This is a genomic window from Accumulibacter sp., assembly GCF_023806625.1.
GTDB lineage: Bacteria > Pseudomonadota > Gammaproteobacteria > Burkholderiales > Rhodocyclaceae > Accumulibacter.
The window spans coordinates 150574-173260 of sequence record NZ_JAMTDX010000011.1 but is presented as its reverse complement, the minus strand read 5'-3'; the positions used below and the strand labels follow the sequence as shown (position 1 = coordinate 173260).

The 22687-nt window shown below is 67.9% G+C and carries 18 protein-coding genes and 1 riboswitch; of the genes, 6 read left to right on the top strand and 12 right to left on the bottom strand.

Features of this window, described 5'->3' with window-relative positions; translation table 11 throughout:
- Window positions 1-6: 6 nt before the first annotated feature.
- The 7 genes from NFW05_RS03495 to NFW05_RS03465 form a co-directional block, all read right to left on the bottom strand.
- Window positions 7-969 carry a phosphatidate cytidylyltransferase gene (locus NFW05_RS03495; protein WP_295302840.1) on the bottom strand — a complete coding sequence of 321 codons (963 nt, stop codon included), beginning with the start codon at window positions 967-969 and terminating at the stop codon, window positions 7-9.
- Window positions 959-2347, bottom strand: a complete 1389-nt coding sequence (locus NFW05_RS03490; protein ID WP_295302839.1) for a phosphatase PAP2/dual specificity phosphatase family protein — start codon at window positions 2345-2347, stop codon at window positions 959-961. The genes NFW05_RS03495 and NFW05_RS03490 overlap by 11 nt, the downstream gene beginning before the upstream one ends.
- Complete coding sequence (locus tag NFW05_RS03485; protein ID WP_295302838.1) at window positions 2308-4056, bottom strand: bifunctional alpha/beta hydrolase/class I SAM-dependent methyltransferase; 1749 nt, start codon at window positions 4054-4056, stop codon at window positions 2308-2310. The genes NFW05_RS03490 and NFW05_RS03485 overlap by 40 nt, the downstream gene beginning before the upstream one ends.
- Window positions 4043-4702: a CDP-alcohol phosphatidyltransferase family protein gene (locus NFW05_RS03480; protein WP_295302837.1), complete on the bottom strand. Its 660-nt coding sequence runs from the start codon at window positions 4700-4702 to the stop codon at window positions 4043-4045. The genes NFW05_RS03485 and NFW05_RS03480 overlap by 14 nt, the downstream gene beginning before the upstream one ends.
- 72 nt (window positions 4703-4774) lie before the next feature.
- Entirely contained in the window at window positions 4775-6451 is a 1677-nt protein-coding gene (locus NFW05_RS03475; RefSeq protein WP_295302836.1) for an AMP-binding protein, read from the bottom strand.
- Window positions 6452-6729: 278 nt separating this feature from the next.
- Complete coding sequence (gene thrC, locus NFW05_RS03470; RefSeq protein ID WP_295302835.1) at window positions 6730-8214, bottom strand: threonine synthase; 1485 nt, start codon at window positions 8212-8214, stop codon at window positions 6730-6732.
- 167 nt (window positions 8215-8381) lie between these two features.
- Window positions 8382-9008, bottom strand: a complete 627-nt coding sequence (locus NFW05_RS03465) for a GGDEF domain-containing protein (protein WP_295302833.1) — start codon at window positions 9006-9008, stop codon at window positions 8382-8384.
- 469 nt (window positions 9009-9477) lie between these two features.
- On the opposite strand from NFW05_RS03465, the gene NFW05_RS03460 reads away from it, so the two are divergent.
- From NFW05_RS03460 to NFW05_RS03450, 3 genes are all read left to right on the top strand, one after another.
- The gene (locus NFW05_RS03460; RefSeq protein WP_295302878.1) at window positions 9478-10335 is read left to right on the top strand and encodes an alpha/beta hydrolase; all 858 of its coding nucleotides are present in this window, start codon (window positions 9478-9480) and stop codon (window positions 10333-10335) included.
- Window positions 10336-10397: 62 nt separating this feature from the next.
- Entirely contained in the window at window positions 10398-11933 is a 1536-nt protein-coding gene (locus NFW05_RS03455; RefSeq protein ID WP_295302832.1) for an AMP-binding protein, read from the top strand.
- Window positions 11934-11935: 2 nt separating this feature from the next.
- Window positions 11936-12739, top strand: coding sequence for an SDR family NAD(P)-dependent oxidoreductase (locus NFW05_RS03450; RefSeq protein ID WP_295302830.1), 804 nt, complete (start codon window positions 11936-11938; stop codon window positions 12737-12739).
- A gap of 307 nt (window positions 12740-13046) precedes the next feature.
- On the opposite strand, the gene NFW05_RS03445 is transcribed toward NFW05_RS03450, so the two are convergent.
- On the bottom strand, window positions 13047-13379 hold the full coding sequence (locus NFW05_RS03445) for a cell division protein ZapA (protein WP_295302829.1): 333 nt from the start codon (window positions 13377-13379) through the stop codon (window positions 13047-13049).
- 14 nt (window positions 13380-13393) lie between these two features.
- Window positions 13394-13594, bottom strand: coding sequence for a hypothetical protein (locus tag NFW05_RS03440; protein ID WP_295302827.1), 201 nt, complete (start codon window positions 13592-13594; stop codon window positions 13394-13396).
- Window positions 13595-13922: 328 nt separating this feature from the next.
- Window positions 13923-14129: riboswitch (cobalamin riboswitch) on the top strand.
- A 106-nt stretch (window positions 14130-14235) separates the two neighbouring features.
- Here NFW05_RS03440 and NFW05_RS03435 point away from each other — a divergent pair.
- Genes NFW05_RS03435 through NFW05_RS03425 form a run of 3 tightly spaced genes read left to right on the top strand, consistent with a single transcriptional unit; the run spans window position 14236 to window position 17994 of the window.
- Entirely contained in the window at window positions 14236-16218 is a 1983-nt protein-coding gene (locus tag NFW05_RS03435) for a TonB-dependent receptor (RefSeq protein WP_295302826.1), read from the top strand.
- Complete coding sequence (locus tag NFW05_RS03430; protein WP_295302824.1) at window positions 16218-17207, top strand: iron ABC transporter permease; 990 nt, start codon at window positions 16218-16220, stop codon at window positions 17205-17207. The genes NFW05_RS03435 and NFW05_RS03430 overlap by 1 nt, the downstream gene beginning before the upstream one ends.
- Before the next feature lie 22 nt (window positions 17208-17229).
- Window positions 17230-17994, top strand: a complete 765-nt coding sequence (locus NFW05_RS03425; protein ID WP_295302822.1) for an ABC transporter ATP-binding protein — start codon at window positions 17230-17232, stop codon at window positions 17992-17994.
- Here NFW05_RS03425 and NFW05_RS03420 read toward each other — a convergent pair.
- The 3 genes from NFW05_RS03420 to NFW05_RS03410 all read right to left on the bottom strand — a co-directional run bounded on the left by NFW05_RS03420 (window position 17981) and on the right by NFW05_RS03410 (window position 22542).
- Window positions 17981-19822 carry a diguanylate cyclase gene (locus tag NFW05_RS03420; protein WP_295302819.1) on the bottom strand — a complete coding sequence of 614 codons (1842 nt, stop codon included), beginning with the start codon at window positions 19820-19822 and terminating at the stop codon, window positions 17981-17983. The genes NFW05_RS03425 and NFW05_RS03420 overlap by 14 nt on opposite strands.
- A 305-nt stretch (window positions 19823-20127) precedes the next feature.
- Complete coding sequence (locus tag NFW05_RS03415; protein WP_295302817.1) at window positions 20128-20553, bottom strand: bacteriohemerythrin; 426 nt, start codon at window positions 20551-20553, stop codon at window positions 20128-20130.
- Window positions 20554-20565: 12 nt separating this feature from the next.
- On the bottom strand, window positions 20566-22542 hold the full coding sequence (locus NFW05_RS03410) for an ATP-binding cassette domain-containing protein (RefSeq protein WP_295302815.1): 1977 nt from the start codon (window positions 22540-22542) through the stop codon (window positions 20566-20568).
- Between the last annotated feature and the right edge of the window lie 145 nt (window positions 22543-22687).

Genomic DNA, 22687 nt, shown 5'->3' with positions numbered 1-22687 from the left:
CCGCGCTCAGGCGAGCAGAGAGGAACACAGCAGGTAATGGAAGGCCGGTGCCGAGAGGCAGAGTGAGTCGAGCCGATCGAGCATTCCACCGTGGCCCGGAATCAGACTTCCCCAGTCCTTGACTCCGCGCTGGCGCTTGATCGCCGAGAGGGTCAGTCCGCCGAGGAAGCCGAGAATCGCCAGGAGCAGCGCGACGATGGCCGCCTCGCCGGGAGTGAAACGCGTCACCCCAGAGATCGCCGCGCCCACTGCGCTGGCGCTCAGCAGACCACCGATCGTTCCTTCGACGGTCTTGCCCGGCGAAATCCGTGGCGCAATCGCATGCCGTCCGGCGAGCTTGCCCCAGACATACTGGAGCACGTCGCTCAACTGAACGACGAGCAGCAGGAAGACCACCAGCCAGGCGTGGCCGTCGGCTGGCTGACCGGGAAGCGCGAAGAGCGCCGGGACGTGCGAGATTCCCCAGACGCAGAACAGCAGGCCGAGGCGCAGGTCGCGCATCCCGGTCGGCCAGAGCCGTGCATCGCTGGCGCAGAGCTTGGCCAGCGGCAGAGCGAACGCCGCGAGCAGCGGAATGAACACGCCGTAGGCGACCAGGCTGCCGTTCCAGACGAAGCCGTACTGCAGCGTGACGACGATCAGGAAGCCCCCGATGCGCAGCTTGCGCAGGCCCGAATCGACCGGCGGGGGCGGGAAGAACTCGCCGAGGGCGCGCAGCGATGCCGCGGCAAAGAGCAGCGTCACGCCGTCTCTCCCGGCGGCGAGCGCCAACCCGACGACGAGTGCGATGACCCACCAGGCATTGATGCGGCTGACCAGGTTGTCGATCACCGCGTGCGGCTGCCGGCGGGCCAGCGTGAAGCGCAGCAACCGAGCGGTCAGCGAGGCGAAGACGAGCAGGGCGAGGATCGCGACGACGACCTGCCCCGGGGATCCGCTCAGAGCCAACGGCGGCAGTTCAGCGATCATCCGCCCGGTGCTGCCACCACTGGTGCAGCAGTTTCACTTCCCGCGCGCCGAGGACGACTCGCGGGCGCGCCGCGCGCACGTGGGCGACCGCCGCTTCGGGCCGGCAAGCGATTCCGGCGTGGATCAGCCAGGCGGCCGCGACCAGCGCGCTGCGCGCGAGACCCAGCGCGCAGCAGACGAGCACCGGTCCGGCAGGGTTCGCGGCGTCGATCGCTCTGACCGCGCGTTCGATCTCGCCCACCTCAGGCTCGACGAGGTCGAGCAGCGGAACGAGCGAGTAGGGAACGCCCGATGTCGGGCAGGGGAGCTCGGCGCAGAGGTCGACGATCGCCCCGCTCCGGTCTCGCCCGACTTCGCCGTGGCCTGGTATGCGGCCGATCAGCAATCCGGGGGCCGGCGAGTCGGGCGCCGGGTGCCGGCGCGTCCACCAGCGAGAGTTGAGCCAGGCCCCGAGCAGGTAGGGGCCGAAGAGCACGCCGAGCGCGCCCGGCAACGAGCCGTCGGCGCGCTTGCCGAACGAGGCGCCGTCGAGGAAGGCGTAGATCAACGCGACGAGGGCCAGCGAAGCCGCGGGCCAGAGCAGCCAGAGCCAGCCGCCGGCGAGCCCGGCGGCCAGGCAAGCGATCAGCAAGGCCGCTCCTGCGTAGGCCAGCGAGAGACGCAGCCGGCGCGGATCCCGGCGGATCCTGGCCCGCCGGAACAGCGGGAGATGGCCGTCGGGCAACAGCCAGACGACCAGGCAGCCGAGCCAGACTCCGGTCGGGACGTCGATGAAGTGATGTTGCCAGGTCGTCAGCACCGACACGCCGATGAGCAGCGCCACACCGTGGACGAGCAGGTGCCAGGCGCGCGGAACGGCGCGCAGATAGACCTGCAGGAGGATGACGAGCAGCGCGATGTGCAGCGAAGGCGCCTGGTTGAAGGGTTTGTCGAAGCTCGCCAGGAGGTCGAACAGCCAGCGCCAGGTGAGGCCGACTTCGTCCCTGGCGAAGCTGAAGCGAAGCGGAAAGACCAGGAAGCAGGCGACGGCGATCAGCTGGGCCAGCAGCAGGCGCCAGGCATGCGTATCGAGGTCGCGCCGGCTCGCGCAGAGAAACAGCGAGACGCCGTAGAGCGCGTCGATCAGCCAGTAGGGAAGGATCGTCCAGGGAAGCAGCGGAATGTGGTGCTCCCAGTCGAAGACGATGAAGCCGACCTCGGCGCGCTGGCTGCTGACCCAGGTCGCGAAACCGTAGCTCACGAAGAAGAACGGACCGAGGAAGACCAGCCAGGCGAGCGAGCGCCGCCACGGGCGGGGTTCGTCCGGTCCAGCCTGGGCGTCGACCAGCGGGGGCCGGCTCAGAGGCGGCGGGCCAGCGAGACGGTGAATATCCCCCAATCGTCGATCCATTGCTCGACCTTCGCGAAGCCGGCCGTGCGCAGAAGATCGTCGAGTTCCGCCTGAGTCCGTCGGCGCATGATCCACGGCTGGTGGTCACGGTGGCTGGTCAGCGTGCGGGCGATCAGTTCGAGCTGCGGGTGCCATGGCTGATTGGTGCAGATCAGGTAGCCGCCGCGGTCGATGGCACGGGCAACGCCGCGCAGCGAACCGCTTACCCGGTCGTTTTCGCTGAACAGCTCGTAAAGGCCCGAGACGACGATCAGGTTCGGCCGTGGGGCGAGAGCGGCGAGCTGTGCCTCGTCGAAGGCGTCGCCGCACTCGAAGCGGGCGATCTCGTCGAGCCCGAGTTGCCCGATCAGCGAGCGACAGCGTTCGCCGTTGACTTCGCAAAGATCGCGCAGGACGATCGACTCGGGTCGTTCGGGAAGTTCGGCGACCGCTTCGAGCAGGTAGCGCCCATGCCCGGCGGCGATGTCGGCGATGCGTAGCCGCTGGCCGGCTGCCCGGAGTGCCCGTGCTGCATGCAGCAGCGCCGCGGCGAGGTGCCTGCGGCGCTCGCGGATACCGCGCCAGCCGATCGAATCGAGGTACAGGCGATCGATCAGCCGGCCGATCAGCAGTCGCCCCTCTGCCTGGTTGCGGTAGACGTAGTCGAGGCTGCTTCCCGAGTCGAAGCCGGTTTCGAGTCCGGTACGGATGCCGCCGGAAAGCCTGCCGAGCGTGCGCATTGCGAGACGGGTCGCGGTGTATTTCAGGTTGGCTGCCGATAGCGGGGGTAGTGGCCGGCCGAGGGCGACTTCCTCGTCGTGCGTGTGCCCGCGGCGGTCGGCGTCGAGCAGTGAATCCGCCGCCTGCGGCGCGGCGAAAAGCCGGCCGACGAAGCCGCGAATGTGCGCCAGGGCGATCTCCCGGTCACGCTCGCCGAGTGTGTCGTGGAGAAAGTCCGGCAGCAGGTGGCGTTCCTTGAGCGGGGAGCCGAGTCGCTCGAAGAACACCTCCTGCGGGGTGCGGTGGACGACCCAGTCCTTGCCGGAGATCAGCAGCAGCAGCGGCACGCGGATCGCCTGGGCGTCGGCGACGATCCGCTCGCCGGCATCGAGCAGGCGGAGCAGCACACGTACCGAGATCGCCCGGGTGATCAGCGGATCACTGTCGTACGAGGCGATCCGCGCGGTATCGCGGGTCAGGAATTTCGCCTTGACGTACGAGTTGATGAACAGGTTGCCGAAGACGCGCTGCAACAAGCCGAGGCCCGGTCGGGCGAGCGGCACGTAGAGTCTGACGCTGAATGCCGGCGCGGTGAGTACGACGCCGCGCAGGCGAGGAGCGTAGTCGTGGACCCAGGTCGCGACCAGCACGGCGCCGACGCTCTGCCCGATGACCACCATGTTTTCGGGGGTGACGCCGTAGCTTTCGCCGACGTGCCGGACGAAGCGCTCGATGTCCCGGATGAGCACCGAAAAGCTGGGGCTGTCGCCGCGCTCGCCGGGCGATCGCCCATGGCCTCGGGCATCCCAGGCGAAGAACGCGAAGTCGTCGAGGCGGAGTTCGTCGACGACGTGCTGAAGCCGGCCGGAATGCTCGTGCCCGCGATGGAAGAGCAGGATCGCGCGGGTGACGTCGGTCTCGCGAAGCGGCGGCCAGTAGCGGTAGAACAGCCGGCTGCCGTCGTGAGTGGTGAACTCCGACTGCTCAGCGCGGCGCACGTCGATCTTCCTGGCGCTGTCCGCCGAGGTCGAGTAAGCGATCGCTGGCGGCGACCCCGCGGCGGACGCGGTTGACGATGGTCAGGCCGAGCAACAACGCGACCCCGGCGACGACCCAGGTGAGCCACGGGCCGGGGCTGATTCCCGTGCCGACGAGCAGCCCGAGCGCGCCGAAGACCAGTGCCCGGTCGCTCTTGCCCATCGGGCCGTCGTTACGTCGCTGGCCGCTGGAAAGCTGGCCGAGCAGTCCGGCCATCTCGGAGACGACCGACAGGAAGATCACCGCGAGCACGGCAGCACCGGCTCCGCCGGGCAGAAAGACGAAGGGCAGGTAGAGTGTGGCGTCGGACAGCGGGTCGGACAGCTCGTTGAGATACGCGCCGAGCACCGACTCCTGGGCGAACTCGCGCGCGAGCAGCCCGTCGATCGCATTCAGCGCCATGCGCAAGGCGAACCAGACCGGCAGCAGCAGAAAGCTGTCGAACTGCCCGGACCGTGCCGCAACGACCAGCCAGCCACCGACGGCGATCGACGCTGCACAGGTGAACACGGTGACCTGGTTGGCGCGAACGCCCGAGGCATGGATCTGGCGAACGACCGGGCGCAGCACGCCCTGGAAGCGCGGCTTCAGAAGATGGAGACTCATCGCCTGCGGAGTCGACCGGCCCCGGGGACGCCGCGCTCCCCAGGGGCGGTTGTCGGTCGGTACGGCAAAGGCTCAGAACTTGAAGTCGTCTTCGTGGAACTCGAGTGCTCCACGCGGGGCGGAGGCCCGCTCCTGCTCGCCCTTGCGCAGTTCGACGCGGCGGATCTTCCCGGAGATCGTCTTCGGCAACTCGCCGAACTCGATCCGCCGGACGCGCTTGTAGGGTGAAAGCCGGCTGCGCAGGAAGACGAAGATGTCACGGGCCAGTTCGCGACTCGGCTCGTAACCGGCGCGCAGCGTCAGGAAGGCTTTCGGAACGGCGAGACGAAGCGGGTCCGGACTCGGCACGACCGCCGCCTCGGCGACCGCGTCGTGCTCGATGAGCACGCTTTCGAGCTCGAACGGGCTGATCCGGTAGTCGGAGGCCTTGAACACTTCATCGGCCCGGCCGACGTAGGTGATGTAGCCGTCGGCGTCGACCGCGGCCGTGTCACCGGTGTGATAGAAGCCGTCGCGCATCACTTCGCTAGTCTTGTCGGGGTCGTCGTCGTAGGCGATCATCAGTCCGAGCGGTCGCGGCGACAGGCTGAGGCAGATCTCGCCTTCGTCCGAAACGTTGCCGTCGATGTCGACGAGGCGCACCTGATAACCGGGCATCGGTCTGCCCATCGAGCCGAGCTTGACCACCTGTCCCGGCGAGTTGCCGACCTGTGCCGTCGTCTCGGTCTGTCCGAAGCCGTCGCGCAGCGTGATTCCCCAGGCTTCCTTGACCTGGTCGATGACTTCGGGATTGAGCGGCTCTCCGGCGCCGATCAGCTCGCGGACCTTGACCGGATACTTCTTCAGGTCTTCCTGGATCAGCATCCGCCAGACGGTCGGCGGCGCGCAAAGCGTGGTCACCGAGCAGCGGACGAGCGTTTCGAGGATCGCTGAGGCGGCGAAGCGCGAGTAGTTGTAGATGAACACCGTTGCACCGGCGTTCCAGGGGGCGAAGAAGCAGCTCCACGCGTGCTTGGCCCAGCCGGCCGAGCTGATGTTCCAGTGCACGTCGCCGGGCTGCAGGCCGATCCAGTACATCGTCGACAGGTGCCCGACCGGGTAGCTCTGCTGGCTGTGCAGGACGAGCTTGGGCTTCGAGGTCGTCCCCGAGGTGAAGTAGAGCAGTTGCGGGTCGGTCGCCCTGGTCGGCCCGTCGGGCAGAAAGTCACTCGACTCGAGATAGGCCTTTTCGAGCGACAGCCAGCCGTCGACGGCGCCACCGACGGTTATCCGCGTGTAGTCACCGGCCAGCTCCGCGAACTTGTCCGCCTGCGTGTGGCCGATGATCACGTGACGGATCTGGCCGCGCTCGATCCGGTCGCGGAGATCGTCCGGCGCGAGTAGCGTCGTCGCCGGCGAGAGGACCGCACCGAGCTTGATCGAAGCGAGCATCGTATCCCAGAGAGGCACCTCGTTGCCGAGCATCATCAGGATCCGGTCGCCACGCCGGACACCCTGCGCGCGCAGCCAGTTGGCCACCTGATTCGAGCGCTTGGCCATCTCGGCGAAGGACATCTTCTGCTCGGAACCGTCTTCGTTGACCACCCAGAGAGCCAGCCGATCGTTGCCGGCAGCCATCACGTCGAAATAATCGAGTGCCCAGTTGAAGTCGGTCAGCTGTGGCCACTTGAAGTCGCGGTACGCCGTCTCGTAGTCGGTACGATGGGCGAGAAGGAAATCGCGCGCCTGGACGAACGCCGAGTAAGACATTTCTGCTCCTTTCTTGTTTACGAAACCGCCTTGTCGCCGGCGCGCGCGTTGTCGGCCTGGCAGGCCGCACGCCGATCGTCCGGCACCTCTCCTCCGACAACCCCCGCATGCCGGTCGACGCGCGTCTCCTCCGCGTGGAAGGACGACGCCGGCCGTGAGCAGCGATGCTCGCGTCGACAGCCGCTGAGCATTGCCGCCGTGCATTGTAAGGGACTTGCCGGGTCTGGGGGAGAGCCGGCTGCCTTCTGTTGCCGGGACGTCGTTCCGGCTCGTCGTGGTCAGCCCGCGTGCTTGACGATGAAGCGCTTGACGGCCTCGACGTCGGCATCGACGACGGTGACCCGCTGGGGCAGGTCCTCGAGATGTTCGAGGGCCGTCGGGCGGTCGGGCTTGCGCCCGATTGCGGCGACGATCGTTTCCTCGAACTTGACGGGCAGGGCCGTCTCGAGAACGATCATCGGCATGCCGGGAGTCCGCCACTCGCTGGCTACCTTGAGGCCGTCGGCGGTGTGCGGATCGACGATCAGGTCGTAGGTTTCGCAGGTCCGGCGAATCGTTTCGAGACGGTCAGCGTGTGTGCTGCGGCCCGAGACGAAGCCGAACTCCGGCAGGCGTCCGTAGAATGGGGTTGCCGACAGGTCGAAGCTGCGTCCGGCGTCGATTGCCGACCAGAGCTGGCGAACGACCGCCGGGTCACGGCCGACGAGGTCGAAGACGAAGCGCTCGAAATTGGAGGCCTTCGAGATGTCCATCGACGGGCTCGAAGTCGGACGGGTCTCGGCCGTACCGCGCGGACGGTAGATGCCGCTGCGGAAGAATTCGTCGAGCACGTCGTTCTCGTTGGTCGCCAGAACCAGGCGGCCGATCGGCAGGCCCATCATGCGCGCGATGTGTCCGGCACAGATGTTGCCGAAGTTGCCCGAGGGAACCGCAAAAGCGACCTGGCGATCGCTGCTGCCGTGCGCCCCGCCGGTTGCCGCCAGGTAGCCCTTGAAGTAATAGACGACCTGAGCAGCGACACGCGCCCAGTTGATCGAGTTGACCGCGCCGATCCGGTATCGCGTCTTGAAGGCAGGGTCGTTGGCCACCGCCTTGACGATGTCCTGGGCGTCGTCGAACACCCCGCGCACGGCGAGGTTGTGGATGTTTTCGTCGCCGAGCGAAAACATCTGCGCACGCTGGAAAGCGCTCATCCGGCCGTGCGGCGAGAGCATGAACACGCGCACGCCGTGCTTCCCGCGCATCGCGTACTCCGCCGACGACCCGGTATCGCCCGAGGTCGCCCCGAGGATGTTGATTTCCTCTCCTCGGCGGGCGAGCACGTACTCGAAAAGGTTTCCGAGCAGCTGCATGGCCATGTCCTTGAACGCGAGGGTCGGGCCGTTGGACAGTTCGAGGAGCGCCAGTCCGCCTTCGCCACGCTGCTCGGCCGGTGGTTCGAGCCAGCGCAGCGGTGCGATTTCGGCTGCCTGGCGGGGGTTCCGGCCATGGCAGTAAACCTCGGCGGTATAGGTCCTGGCGACCAGTTCGTAAAGGTCGCCGGCCGGGATGTCGTCGATGAAGCGCGAGAGGATCGCGTGCGCGAGTCCGGCGTAAGACAGACTCCGCCAGCCGTCGAGTTCGGCGAGCTCGACCCGGGGGTAACTCTCGGGGACGTAGAGACCGCCGTCGGGCGCGAGGCCGGCGAGCAGGATGTCGCAGAAGGTCGGCAGCGGCGCGCCGCCGGTACCGCCGGTGAGACCACGAGTCGAAATGTAGCGCATGGCGACAGGCCCGGGGATGGTCAATCGGTCGATGCATCTGCTGCGCCGCGAGTCCGCGTTGCGGCTTTTGCGCTCCGTGTTGCGCTCACCCGTACTCTTCCGGTCAGCGGCTTCGGCTCCGCCAGTCTACCACGCTCCTGAGCATCGCCGGGTCGCTGCGGCGTCGCTCATCCCTGGACCACACGGTTTTTGCCGGCGCGCTTCGCCGCGTAGGTCGCGCAGTCGGCGCGTGCGATCGCCTGCTCGAGCGACTCGCCGGGTCGGGCGCTGACCACCCCGGCGCTGAACCTCAGGACCAGCCCGGCGTCCGGCAAGGGATGGGTACCGAGCTGCTGCTGGGAGCGCGTGATGGCCGCCGCCGCTTCGGCGAGCGACGTTTCGGGCAGGAGCACGGCGAACTCCTCGCCACCGAAGCGGCAGAGCAGGTCGGAAGGGCGCAGGGTCGAGCGGAGCACGCCGACGAGATGGATCAGCGCCTGGTCGCCCGCGTCGTGGCCGAGCGTGTCGTTGATCCGCTTGAAGTCGTCGAGGTCGATCAGCGCGAGAGCCATCGCCCGGCCATGCCTTTGCATGCGGGCTGCTTCGCGCTGGTAGGCGTCGGCCAGCCCGCGCCGGTTGTACGCACCGGTCAGCGCGTCGGTCAGCGCCGCGGCGCGCGCTTCGCCGAGTGCCCGTTCGAGATCGGCGATGCGTGCTTCGGCGTCGAGCAGTTCGAGCAGCGCGCGCTCGGCACCTGTTTCCGGGGTCCCGGCACGAGGCTGCCGAGGGCGTGCGGCAGGGACCGGGAAAGCCATCGGCGGCTGGACGCACGAGCTCGTCCCGGTCGGTGGAGAGCGCCTGTGCAGTCGCCGGCAGGCTCGCCGGGAAGCGTGCACCGGCGATGTTGAATCATGCTTGAGCATCGTGAGGACCCCCTCGGAACTGTGCGCCGTCATGGCTTGCCGGTTCATCAACGGAGTGCGCCTGGTGGATCTTGAGAATAATTTCACAAAACGTCCATTGTATATTGATTTATAGAGATAAGTAGATCTTCTTCGAGTCATGGACGAGGCGTCGCGGTGGGCAAAGCCTCGTTCCGCGCTGCACTGCGGCAAGGGGCGATTGACTTCGCCATGGGCTCCGCGGATACTGCACGGAGGCAGATCAGCCCGGTGACCGGGCGACACTCGACGACGACGGGGTGCAATCATGACGATACTCAGGCAATTCGACGAACTGCTGGTGAGCTCGCGGCCCGGGCAGCCTCCCGGGACTCCGCGCGCGATGCGTGAGTCTTCGGTACGCTGTCTCGGCCCGCACGGCCTGCACCGGATGGCGTACACCGAGTGGGGCGATCCGGCCAATCCGCGGGTACTGCTCTGCGTGCATGGCCTGACGCGGAACGGGCGGGATTTCGATGTGCTGGCCAATGCGCTGGCCGATGACTACCGGGTCGTCTGTCCGGACATCGTCGGGCGCGGGCAGAGCGATCGTCTGCCGATTCCCGACGACTATGCTTTGCCGGTCTACGCCAACGACGTGATGACCCTGATCGCCCGACTCGGCGTCGACTCCGTGCACTGGCTGGGAACTTCGATGGGCGGGTTGATCGGCATGCTTCTCTCGAGTCTGCCGGGGTCGCCGATCACTCGCCTGGTGCTCAACGACGTCGGCCCGGCGATCGCGCTCGAGGCGCTGCAGCGGATCGGCGAGTACCTGGGCCGGGCGCCGGATTTCGCCGATCTCGCCGAAGCCGAGGCCTACGTGCGCGTCGTCTGCGCGCCGTTTGGCGATCTGACCGACGCGCAGTGGCGCTACATGACCGTCGTCGGAACGCGGCCCAAGCCGGAGGGAGGCTACGAGATGAACTACGACCGCGCGATCGCCGTGCCGTACCAGAAGGCTTTCCTCGAAGCCAAGGAAATCAGTCTCTGGCCGATGTACGACGCGATCCGCTGCCCGACGCTCGTCCTGCGCGGTGCGCAGTCGGACATCCTCGCGCATGAGACGGCGGCCGAGATGACCACCCGCGGGCCAAAGGCCAAGCTCGTCGAGGTGCAGGGGGTCGGACACGCGCCGATGTTCCTCAACGAATGGCAGGTGCGCATCGTCCAGGACTTCCTGCTTGCTGGCGAAGGCTGACGACCGCTCGCCGGGCGATCGGTCGCTGATCCCGGAATCCGTCGCGCAGGAGCCTTCCGGCGATGAATCTGGCGCATCTGCTGGCGCGTACCGCCCGGATCTTCCCTGAGCGACCGGCGCTCGCCTTTGGCGATCTCGAGTGGTCGTCTTACGCCGGGCTCGCGGAGCGCGCCGCGCGAATCGCCGGTGGCTTGCGCGGGACGATGCACCTGCGCGCCGGCGACCGGGTTGCGCTGTTCATGGCCAACCGTCCCGAGTATCTCGAAATCCTCTACGCCATCTGGCACGCGGGGCTGGTCGCCGTGCCGATCAACGGCCGGCTGCATCCGCGCGAGGTGGCGCGGATCGTGGCCGACGCGGCCGCGTCGCTGCTCGTCGTTGCCGGCGAAGTCAGCGACGACTGGCAGATCTGGATCGATTGCACACCCGCGCTGCGCATCGTCTCGGTCGATGGCGCGGAGTACGTGCAACTCGTCGGCGGCACGCCGATGCCGGTTGTCGAGCGCGCGCGTGACGATCTCGCCTGGCTCTTCTACACCTCGGGGACGACCGGACAGCCAAAAGGCGTGATGCTTTCGCACGGCAACCTGCTGGCCATGACCCTCGCGTATTTTCCGGACGTGGACCAGGCGACGGCGCAGGACAGCATCGTCTATGCGGCGCCGATGTCGCACGGGGCCGGCATGTACAATTTCCCGAACGTTCTGGTCGGCGCCCGCCACGTCGTGCCCGAATCGGGAAGCTTCGACCCGCCGGAGATCGTCGAGCTGTCGCGACGCTACGGCAGGGTGACGATGTTTGCTGCGCCGACGATGGTTCATCGCCTCGTCGACCACGTTGCCGCGAGCGGCGGTGATGGCCAGGGCATCCGGACGATCGTCTATGGCGGCGGGCCGATGTATCTCGCCGGGATCGAGCGGGCGATCGCCGTGCTCGGCGACCGCTTCGTGCAGATCTACGGTCAGGGCGAGAGTCCGATGACCATCACCGCGCTTTCGCGCGCGCACCTGGCCGATCGCCGGCACCCCCGGTACGGGGAGCGCATCGCCTCGGTGGGTGTCGCGCACAGCGTCGTCGAGGTCATCGTCGCCGATGGCCAGGGCCAGCCGCTGCCCCCGGGAGAAAACGGCGAAGTGCTCGTGCGCGGTGAAACGGTGATGCACGGCTACTGGCGGAATGGCGAGGCAAGCGCCGAGGCGCTGCGCGGTGGCTGGCTGCACACCGGCGACGTCGGGAGCTTCGACGGCGACGGATTCCTGACGCTCAGGGACCGCTCGAAGGACGTGATCATCAGCGGCGGGACCAACATCTATCCGCGCGAGGTCGAGGAAGTGCTCTTGCGTTGCCCCGGGGTCGCCGAAGTGGCGGTCGTCGGCCGGCCGAGCGCCGAGTGGGGCGAGGCGGTCGTCGCCTTCGTCGTCCGTCGCCCGGGAAGCCCCGTCTCGGACGAGGAACTCGATCGTCTGTGTCTCGCGGCGCTCGCCCGCTACAAGCGCCCGAGGGACTATTTCTTCGTCTCCGCGCTGCCGAAGAACAACTACGGCAAGGTGCTCAAGACCGAGTTGCGGCGGCGGTTGCAGCACTCAGGGGAGGGTTGACCATGGGCGGACGCCTGCAGGACAAGGTGGCCATCGTCACTGGTAGTGGCTCGGTCGGTCCGGGCTGGGGCAACGGCAAGGCGATGTCGGTCCTCTTCGCCAGGGAGGGGGCGCGGGTCGTCGGCGTGGACATCGATGCCGCTGCGGCCGCCGAGACCCAGCAGATCATCAGCGACGAAGGCGGGCGAGCGATCGCCGTGATCGCCGACGTCACCCGCCCGGCCGACGTGCAGAGGCTCGTCACCGAAACGCTCGACGCCTTCGGGCGAATCGACATCCTGGTCAACAACGTCGGCATCGCCGTGGTCGGTGGCCCGGCCGAGCTCGACGAGGCGACCTGGGATCACCTGATGGCGGTCAACATCAAGAGCGCGTACCTCACCTGCCACCACACCCTGCCGGTGATGATTCGCCAGCACGCCGGGGTGATCGTCAATAACGCGTCGGTGGCCGTGCGCGGCTGGGCGGGTGTCAACTACGGCTTCTACGCGGCGAGCAAGGGGGCGATGGTGGCGATGACCAGGACCATGGCCATCCGCCACGCCCGCGATGGCGTCCGCGCGAACTGCGTTCTGCCCGGGCTGATGAATACGCCGCTGGTCCATGCCGCGCTGACCCGCGTCTATGGCGAGGAGGGGGACATCGACAACCTGATCCGTACGCGTGATGCGCAGTGCCCGATGGGCCACATGGGCGACGCCTGGGATACCGCTTACGCAGCGCTGTTCCTCGCCTCGGACGAAGCGAAGTACATCACGGCGACCGAGCTGCTCGTCGACGGCGGACTGTCGGCACGCTTCGCCTGAGAGGAGCGCCCGGGGAGAAAGAGGATACGAGCCACTGAGGAGAAGCGGCGAGCGGGACGGGGAAAAAGGAACGCGGAACGTTGCCGTTCCGCGCTTCCCCGATTGACGTCCCCGCGAGTGTCGTCAGGCCGGCATCCTGAACCTGGGTTCAGGACGGTCGCTTCCCTTCCACATCAGGTACGCCCGACAAAGGGGCGCACACAACAGCGGTTTCCATGGTCCGCGACCAATGCCACTTGCGTTGGTTCAAGGAATTATGGCCTTGACGAACACCGCAGGGAACTCTGTCGGAGGCTGCCGCTGCCACCTATTCGGCGTTCACCACCGCGTCGATCGCTGCCTCCATTGAACAAATTCTACCCCTAACGCCGTCCATGTCCAGCCCGATCGACGATTCAATTTTCTGATGAGCCTGGTCAGCTTCCTGATTGAGACCCAGGTGCTCGTGGGCGATGTTCAGCGCGGCCATCACGGCAATCCGTTCGGCGAGAGTGCTCCGCGTCTTCTCGGCGATTTCGCGCATCTTGCCGTCGACATACGCCGCTGCCTGGATCAGCGCTGGCTGCTGGTCCGGCGGGCAGGCAACGCGGTACTCCTTGCCGAGCAGGGTGATGTCGAGAAACTGGCTATCGTTGGGCATGATCGGGGCAGCGTTCAGCCTTTGGCTTCCGGCAGTTGGTGGGCGAGGCTCTCGAGGCGAGCACACGCCGCGGCCATGCGTTGGGCGAGGACTTCCCTGTCGGCGACGGCCGTCGTCAGTTGTTCACGCAGGCCATGGTTCTCGGACCGCAGTTGATGACACAACGCGACGACCTGCGCAACTTTTCGCTCCAGCGCATCGAGTTCGTTCAGCATGGGACGGACTATAGATTCAACCCCCTTCCCGGTCAAGGCGTCAGGCGCATGGCGAGCAGCACTTGGTGCCGATTCGAGCCACGACGGGTAGTGCCCGTCGCATCCGGTGCGCAGGGTCGAAGCCCTCCGGGAGTTGATCACTCGATCTGGTCGCTCCGGCCGGCTTGCTGTTGGAGGTCCGCGGACGCTTCGTTGCCGGAGGGCCAGCTCTCAGCCAGCGACGAGGGGGCGCTGGATCGGTCCGGGAAGAACTCTCGACCGTCTTCGTCGTTCGCCGCTCTGTGCTCATGCGGACTTCCGCCGGGTGCAATCAGCCGTCGCCCGGAGTACAATTCGCGTCGTGTCAGGTGCTGCGGAAGGGTTCTCCAACCGCAGTTAAACGGGAAAGCGGTGCGTCGGACGACGACCATTCCGCTGCTGCCCCCGCAACGGTAAGCGAGTGCGGATGCGCCATGACGCCACTGGACCAAGGTCTGGGAAGGCGGCGCATCAAGACTTGCAAGCCCGGATACCGGCCTGGGACGCCAAGCTGAAGTGCCACGGGGGTGTGGCGCCGCGCTGCGCGACCGCCCTTCTCCCGAGCGCTTCATTCGATCGCACTGCCGGCACCCGGGGACGCCTGCCGGCCAACGGAGAAGATCATGCAGCCGCCTCTCACGCCGCTCGCCGCGGCGCTCGTTCTCGCCTTCGCAACCGCTGCACAAGCCGATCCGCTCCGGGCCGAGGAACCCGATGCCGTCATCGTCACCGCCAGCCGGTTCAAGGAGTCCGATACCAATGTCCCGGCCAGCGTCAGCGTGATCACGCGCGACGACATCCGCAACACCCCAGCCTACGACCTGCCGAGCATGCTCAAGGGCAGCGCCGGCGTCGGTGTGCGCGCCCTCACTGGCAGCCTGGGCATCGATGCCACGGTGGACATCCGCGGCTTCGGCGAAGCCGCCGGCAGCAACACGCTGATCCTGCTCGACGGCCAGCGCATGAACCCGATCGACAGTGGCAGCGTCAGCTGGTCGGCGATCCCGCTCGACAGCGTGCAGCGCATCGAGATCCAGCGTGGCGCCGGCACGGTCATGTACGGCGACAAGGCGACCGGCGGCGTAGTCAACATCATCACCGACAAGTCCGGCACCCCGCGCGCCGGAATCACCGTTGGACTCGGCAGCTCCGACACGCAGACGGTCAGCGCCAACGGCGCGATCGGCAACGAGGCGGGGTACGCCAACGCTTTCGCCGGCTATTCGCACACCGGCGGCTGGCGGCAGAACTCGCAGGCCGAACTGGCCGCCCTCAGCGGGCGCGGCGCGCTCTACGTCGGACAGGGCGAAGCCTTTCTCGATTACGCGGTCTACGACAACCGCTCCGGCCAGCCCGGCGCGCTGCTGCGGCCCGCCTATCTGGCAAATCCCCAGTCCTCCAGCTACCCCAACGATTCCCAGAACAGCAACGGCTACCGGCTCCGCCCGGGGGTCGCCCTGCCGATTACCGACACGCTGCGCCTCGAGGCCGAGGTCTCCTACGACCGCCAGGACCAGCACGCGGATTATGTGTCCTTCGGCAGCAAAGCCCAGCGCGTCCGCGACACCTGGTCGGTGACCCCGCGCCTACGCTGGCAGCACGGGTTCGGCAGCCTGAAGAGCGAGACCGTCGCCGGCCTCGACTACTACTCGGGACAAGTGGACGCGAACTACAGCACGGCGGCAACGCAGGAAGCCAGGCAGACCAGCACCGGGGCCTACATCCAGAACGTGACGGAATGGCTTGCCGGACTGGCCAGCACCGTCGGCTTTCGCAGCCAGCGCGTCGACCAGTCGGCATCGCAGGACGCCTACAACGGGTTCTACGGTCTGCAGCCGGCCATGAACGGGAGCGCCGACTACACCCGCAACGCCTGGGATCTCGGACTCAGCTACGCGGGCGACGGCTGGCGGACCTACGCCCGGGGTGGGACGACCTTCCGCTTCGCCAACACCGACGAACTGTTCAGCTACGATCCGTTCACCGGCAATCCAACCTTCGCCGGCAACCTCAAGCCGCAGACCGGGACGCTCGGCGAGATCGGCGGCAGCTTCATGATCGGGCCGGTCAGCGGGCGTGCGGCCGTCTACCGGATTGACCTCGAGGACGAGATCGTCTATGACGGCGCCGTGTTTTCCAACGTCAATCTGGACAAGACCCGCCGCCAGGGGGTCGAACTCGAAGGCGACTGGCGCATCGTCCCGTCGATCTTCCTCCGCCTGACCTACACCTACGCGGACTCGACCTTCCGCTCCGGCCCCTATACCGGAAACCAGATCCCGCTCGTCCCGACCAACAAGGCAGCGGCCCGTCTGACCTGGAACGGCGCGCAGTTCGGAACCTACACGGCCGTGGTCAACTACGTCGGATCGCAGTACTACAGCGGCGACTTCGCCAACGCGCTGGACAAGCTGCCCGGCTACACCACGGCCGATTTCATGGCCTCCTGGAACTTCAAGCCGTGGTCAGTCACCGCGCGCGTGCTCAACGCCTTCGACAAGGTGTATTCACCCTACGCCGGCTACTCGGCGTTCCAGTCAGACTACTACTATTATCCGGCCGACGGGCGCAGCTTCCTGATGACCGCGAGCTACAACTTCCGCTGATGCCCACCCGTCGCCGTGCGCTGCTGATCCTCGCCGCGCTCGCCGGGCTGGCGCAGCTCTGCCTCTCGCTGGCGCTGATGGTCGGCAGCGTGCCGATCGGACCGATCGAGGTTCTCGGCACGCTGCTCGGTCAGGGAGCCGATACAACCCGCGAGGTCGTCTGCAGCCTGCGCCTGCCGCGGGCGCTGGCGGGCTTTGCCTGCGGCGGTCTGCTGGCTCTGGCGGGCGCGTTGCTCCAGGTCCTGCTGCGCAACCCGCTCGCCGATCCCTACGTGCTCGGCATTTCGGGTGGCGCGGGGGTCGGCGCGCTGCTGGCGATCGTCGTCGGGCTCGGCGCCGCCGGAATCAACGCGCTGGCCTTCTTCGGCGCGCTCGCGGCGATGCTCGTCGTCTTCGGGCTGGCCCACGGCGAGGGTGGCTGGACGCAGTCACGGTTGCTGCTCACCGGGGTGATCGTCGCTGCCGGTTGCGGGGCGCTCGTCACGCTGATGCTCTCGCTGGCTCCCGAAGACCGCCTGCGTGGCATGCTCTTCTGGCTGATGGGCGATCTCTCGCAGACCGGCGACCCGCGGCTCGCGCTGCTCCTGCTGCTCGCCGCGTTGCTCGCCGCGCTGCCCTTCGCGCGCGAACTCAATCTGCTCGCCCGAGGCGCCGATGTCGCGCAGGCGCTCGGAGTCGAGGTGCGCGTCCTGCGCCGCGGTGTCTACCTCGTTGCCTCGCTGGCCACCGCCGCGGCGGTGACTCACGCCGGGGCGATCGGCTTCGTCGGGCTGATCGTCCCTCACCTGGTTCGCCTGGCCACGGGCAACGACCAGCGGCTCTTGCTTCCGGCGTCGGTGCTCGCCGGTGGCAGCCTGCTGGTCGTCGCCGACACGCTGGCCAGGACGGTCGTCGCTCCGCAACAGCTACCCGTCGGCGTGCTCACCGCGCTGATCGGCGTCCCGGTCTTTCTCTTCCTGCTCGGACGGGCCGTCCCGGGCCGTGGCTGAACCGTCGACGAGTGCTGGCGACGTGCTGCTGAGCACCCGTGGTCTGCGCGTCGGTGTCGCCGGCCGCACTTTCTGCCGCGACCTGACGCTCGAGGTGCGGGCCGGCGAGCGGCTGGCGATACTCGGCCGCAACGGCGCCGGCAAGTCGACGCTGCTCGCCGTGCTCGCCGGCCTGCGCAAGCCCGAGGCCGGCGAGGTGCTGCTCGCGGGAGCCGCTTACTCGCGCCTCGGCGCACGAGCGAGCGCACGGATTCGCGGCTGGCTGCCGCAAGGCGGAAGCGACGCGTTCTCGTCGTCGGTCCTCGAGTCGGCGCTGACCGGTCGCCATCCGCATCTGGCGCGCTGGGACTGGGAGAGCGACGAGGACGCGCGGATCGCATACCAGGCGCTGGCCGAGGTCGGGCTCGCCGGTCTCGCGCAGCGCGATACGCGGACGCTCTCCGGGGGCGAGCGGCAGAGGCTGGCGATCGCCACGCTGCTCGCCCAGGCGCCGCGCCTTTACCTGCTCGACGAGCCATTGGCTCACCTCGACCTCAATCACCAGATGGCGCTGCTCGAGCTGTTCGCCCGACTCGCGCTCGATCAGCCGGCGACCTGCGTGATGGTCCTCCATGAGCCCGGTCTGGCGGCGCGCTTCTGCACTCACGCGCTGCTGATGTTCGGCGACGGGACGACGCGGCACGGTCGCTGTGGCGAGGTGATCACCAGCGAGTCGCTGAGCGCTCTCTACGGCTATCCGTTGCGCGAAATCGTCGAGGACGGGCAGCGCTGGTTCATGCCGGCGTAGACTGTGTCTGTGCTCTGCGTGCGGTCGTTGCCGCCGTCACCCGATCCGGCTCGCTCACCGGGCTGCAGGGTGCAGGGCGCTTCTCTCGGGACGGCTGGCCCGCTGGGCGACTGCGCCTGTTCTTGCGCCGATACATGTCGGCGTCGGCGCGTCTGACCAGCGAGTCGACGTCCTGGCCATCTTCGGGATACATCGACAGACCGACCGATGCGCCCGATGCGCCGGCCGGACCGAGCGCATCGGTCGCCTGCAACGGCCCGCCGAGGAGCTGTTCGAGCTTGCCGCGCGCCTGCTCGGCGTCGCGTCGGTTGCGCACGGTGTCGAGCAGGACGACGAACTCGTCGCCGGCGTAGCGGGCGACGAGGTCGCGACTGCGCAGGCCGGCCAGCATGCGCTGCGCCATTTCGCGCAGGACGCGGTCGCCGACGTCGTGGCCGAAACTGTCGTTGATGTGCTTGAAGTCGTTGAGGTCGATGAACAGGACCGCGAAGGGGCGGGGCTCGGGGAGATCGCGCTGCTGGAAGAGGCGTTCGTCGACACGGCGCAGGAAGGCTTCCCGGTTGGCCAGGCCGGTCAGCCGGTCGCTGAGCAGGCGATCGTGCATGGCCCTGAAGCTGCGGGCGAGGTCACCGATTTCGTCACTGCGCGCGACGTCGAAGTCCGCTTCGCGCTCGCCGCTGCCGAAGCGACGCGCTGCGCCAGAAAGCCGCTGGAGGTCGGCGGCGACCACCGAGTAGACGGCGAGGCCGAGGAGCAGGGTGAGCAGCGCGGCGACCACGGTCAACAGGACGGCCTGCAGTATGCTTCGACCCGGATCTCCCGGGAGAGCGCTGCTCGGCAGCGCGACGACGACCGTCCAGTCGAGTCCGGCGGCGTCGTGCAGGCGCACGGCGGCTGCGGTGACTTCCTGCCCATCGGCGGCCTCGAAGGCGAGTACGCGGGGCAATGGTGCGCCGGCCGGAGCGGCCTCCAGCCGGCCGAGTTCCTGTTGGCTCGCGGCGATCAGCGGGTCGTCGCGAACGGCGTCGTCCGGCCGGGCCACCGTCCCGCCGCCCTGCACGGAACGGGATGGCGCCCGTGAGGTGGCGATCAGCTCGCCGTGGGCATCGACGATCAGGGCGACGGCGCCGGCGGGCAGCGCCAGCGAGCGGAGCAGGGCGTCGATTCCTGCGAGTGCTACGTCGGTGGCCACGACTCCCTGAAAATGGCCGCTCGAGTCATCGACCCGCCGCGCCAGCGTGATCACCCGCGCGTCATTCCGCGGAGCGACGTGGGGTGCCGTCCAGCGCTCGCCGGGCGACCCACTGACCAGCGTCAACCACGGCTCGACGCGCGCCTCCGCTGGCGCCGCCTGGTGGTCGATGCGGCGCGCTCCGCCGTCGGCTGCGGGCGAGCGGAGGAGGCTTCGCTGTCCATCCTGGGGCGAGCCGACGAGCACTTCGGCCTCGCCCGCGGGGGAGCGCGCCACACCGAGGACGTGTCCGTGGCGGTCAGTGTAATAGGCCCATCCGTCACCGTCGGGATGAAGCGACGCCGCCTGGAACAAGCGCAGGGGCAGACTGTCGAGCTCGCCAACCAGGCCCTTCGCTGGTGGCAGCGTGGCCGGGAGTGCGACATCGAGGACGTTGGCGGCAGCGCCGACATGCCGCTGGACGGTTTCGGCGCTTCGCGCAACCCGCTCGGCGAGCCATTGCTGCTGCAGTCCCTCGACGGCGGCTCGCCTCGTCGCGTACGAAGCGGCGCCGGTGACCGCGCAGAGCAGCAGAATCAGGAATACGTACGGCACGGTGAGCCGCTGTCGTAGCGACAGCGCTTGCAGCACCTTCATGGACGCGCGTCCTCGGCAGTTCGATGGGCAGGGCGAAGCGGGCGAGACTGGCCTTGCCCGGTCTTCCCGGTCGTCGCAGGGCAGTTCGGCTGCCGTGCGAAGAACGCTTCCCCAGGTCCGAATGCTAGTCGGCTGCCGCCGTCGGTCGAGTGAAGGATCTCACGAAGGCTTGTGCAGCTGTTCAGGGGGCTGGCCACGAAGCCGGAGCGCGGGCGATGAGCGGACTTGCCCGGTCGCCCGGGTCGTGCCGATCGCTCCGGAAGGCTGCTTCGTCGGCTCGCCGGGGGGGAACTCCCGACCGGCTCTCAGCCGGCGTCGGTTGCGGGCGGATTGGCGGTCATCGCCTTGACGCTCGGGACGTAGGCAAAGTCGGCGACCAGGATGTGCTGGTAGAACCAGCCGTTGATCAGAAACTTGACCTCATCGGCGATTTCGTCGAGGGTCATCTGCTTGGCGTTCTCGAACAGTTCGAAGAGCATCCGGCGAAACTCCCCGTGCAGCCGGCGATGCGCCTCGAGACCAGGGTATCCGCAGGCGGCCATCATCTCCTCCTCCTCGCGGAAATGCACCTTGACGTACTCGGTGAGCATGGCCAGAGACGTGAGCACGCGGATCTGATCGCCGTTGCCGTGAAAAGTCGCGGCGAGATCGAACAGCTGACGGTGCTGGGTGTCGATCGCCGGCAGACCCACCTCGATTTTCGGGGACCATTCGGCCAGTTCGTACTTCATCTTTGCGCTCCTCTAGGCTGACGGATCCGGCACCGTCGCGGCGGCCCTGGGCCGCTCGGCGACCGTGTCGATCCGCTCGGAAAGAATCAGCCACCTGTCTTCGAGTGCAGACAGTTCGCTCTCGATCCGGTTCAGTCGCGTGCCGACGTCGCTGATCTCGGCGAGCGAGACCGCGTCGCCGAGGCGCGCCTCGAGCGAACGCTGCTCGCCCTGCAGGTCGGCCAGCGTCTTCTCGACGACCTCGCGATCGCGCTGCAGCTGCTTCAGCGTCGCCGCCGTACGGCGCGCCTGTCCGTTGGCCGACGGGGCGCGGCGGACGCGCTGTCGGTCTTCCCTGGCGCTCCCCTTGGCCGCTTCGCGGTTGCGCCTGGCCTCGTCGAGCAGGTAACGCTGGTAGTCGTCGAGGTCGCCGGAGAACTCCTCGACGCGCCCGCGGCTGACCAGCCAGAACTCGTCGCAGACCGAACGGAGCAGCGAGCGGTCGTGGCTGACGAGCATCACCGTTCCCTCGAATTCGTTGAGCGCGAGGGCGAGGGCTTCGCGCGTGGGGAGGTCCAGGTGGTTGGTCGGCTCGTCGAGCAGCAGCAGGTTCGGTCGCTGCCAGACGATCAGACAGAGCACCAGTCGCGCCTTCTCGCCGCCGCTCATCGTGCCAACTGCCTGGCGAACCATCTCGCCGGTAAACTGGAAGCTGCCGAGAAAGCTGCGCAGATCCTGCTCGCGGTCGATCTGTCCGCTCGGCAGAGACTGTCTGGCCAGGCGCAGCAGATGCTGCAGGGGTGTTTCGTCGGCACGGAGCACCTCGAGCTCCTGCTGGGCGAAGTAGCCGATGCTCAGTCCCTTGCCCTCGGTCAGTGAGCCACTGACGCAGGGCAGCGCCCGGGCGATCGTCCTGACCAGCGTTGACTTGCCCTGTCCGTTGGCGCCGAGGATGCCGATCCGCTGGCCGGGAAGCACCGATCTGCTGACGCTACCGAGGATCACCCGGGGCGGAGTCCCGGGCAGTGAGTCGGGCGAGGGCGGATAGCCGAAGCTTGCGTCGGAGATCACCAGCATCGGATTCGGCAGATTCGCCGGGGCGCTGAACTCGAAGGCGAAGTCGGCGCTGGTCAGCACCGGCGCCAGACGCTCGATCCTTTCGAGGGCCTTGATCCGGCTCTGCGCCTGCCTGGCCTTCGTCGCCTTGGCCTTGAAGCGGCTGATGAAGCCCTGCAGGTGAGCGATCCTCTCCTGCTGCCTGAGATACGCGTTCTGCTGCAAGGCGACCTGTTCGGCGCGGGTCTCCTCGAAGCGGCTGTAGCTGCCCGAGTAGCGGGTCAGCCGGCCATCCTCGATGAGCAGCGTCGTGGTCGTCACCGCGTCGAGGAACTCGCGGTCGTGGCTGATCACCAGGAGGGTACCGGGGTAACGCCTGAGCCAGGTCTCGAGCCAGACCAGCGCGTCGAGGTCGAGGTGGTTGGTCGGCTCGTCGAGGAGCAACAGGTCGGCGGGGCACATCAGCGCGCGGGCGAGCTGCAGGCGCATCCGCCAGCCCCCGGAGAAACTGTCCACCGGTCGGTCGAGTTCGTCAGGGCGGAAGCCGAGCCCGAGCATCAGCGCCTGCGCGCGCGCCTCAGCGTCGTGCTCGCCGGCATCGTGCAGCGCCAGGTACGCGGTCGCCAGGCGCTCGCCGTGGTCGTCGGCTTCAGCCCGGCGAACCTGGCTGCGCGCGGCGAGGAGAACGCTGTCGCCGTCGACGACGAAATCGGTCGCGCTCCGATTGCCCGAAGGCATCTGCTGGGCCACCTGCGCGAGGCGCCAGTCGGCCGGCCGCGAAAACTCGCCGCCGTCCTCGTGCAGGCTGCCGTCGAGCAGCGCGAACAGTGACGACTTGCCGGTGCCGTTGCGCCCGACGAGACCGATCCGTTCGCCGGCGCTGATGGTCAGCGAAGCCCTGTCGAGCAGCACCTTCGTGCCGCGGCGCAGGGTGACCTCGCGCAGGCTGATCATCGCTGCAGCCGCTCCGATTGCAGCCGGCGACCGTCCGGACGCGGTTCAGGATCGCTCGCCGTGTCCAGCGTCCAGCCGCTCATTTCAGGCGCGATGGCCAGCACTCGGCGAGGCGGCCGGCATTGCCCGCGGCCGGGATGGCTCA